Source organism: Methylobacterium nigriterrae, assembly GCF_037106235.1.
In the GTDB taxonomy this organism is placed as follows: Bacteria; Pseudomonadota; Alphaproteobacteria; order Rhizobiales; family Beijerinckiaceae; genus Methylobacterium; species Methylobacterium nigriterrae.
On sequence record NZ_JBAWTG010000527.1, the window covers coordinates 1 to 487 of the forward strand.

1 protein-coding gene is annotated in these 487 nt (G+C 62.4%); it reads right to left on the reverse strand.

The window, feature by feature from the left end; genetic code table 11:
* The coding region (locus tag WDW90_RS38075; RefSeq protein WP_336492867.1) for a GntR family transcriptional regulator at window positions 1–225 on the reverse strand (225 nt) is incomplete at its 3' end.
* Between the last annotated feature and the right edge of the window lie 262 nt (window positions 226–487).

Consider the following 487-nt stretch of genomic DNA (forward strand, 5'->3'; position numbering starts at 1 on the left):
CGCCAGGAGATGCTGCGGCTCCGGCGCGCTCACGATCGCACCCTTGCGCGGCTTCGCCTCGACGAGGCCGGTCATCGCGAGCTGAATCAGCGCTTCGCGGATCGGCGTGCGCGACACTCCGAAGCGTTCGGCGAGTTGTACCTCATCCAGGCGCGAACCGATGGCGAGACGCCCATCGACGATTTCATCCTCGATCGCCTGCCTCAGACGTTGAGTCTGGCTCATCTGATGTCCTCCCGGCCCAGATGATTTTCCGGTCCCGCCCATTATGCAATGGGGTTGACAAAATATACAAGAGGGACTTTGCTACATACCAGCCGGCAGCTTCAGTATAAGCCGGGCGCCAAAGTACGTTACCGTGCGGTGCAACAAACAGCGCAGCCATTGTGCGCTGCGGGAGAGAGACGCCATGGCCCTGACACGACGCCATATCCTTGCCTCGGGCCTCGCGGCCCCCGCCATCCTCACCTTCGGCCTGAATGCCGCG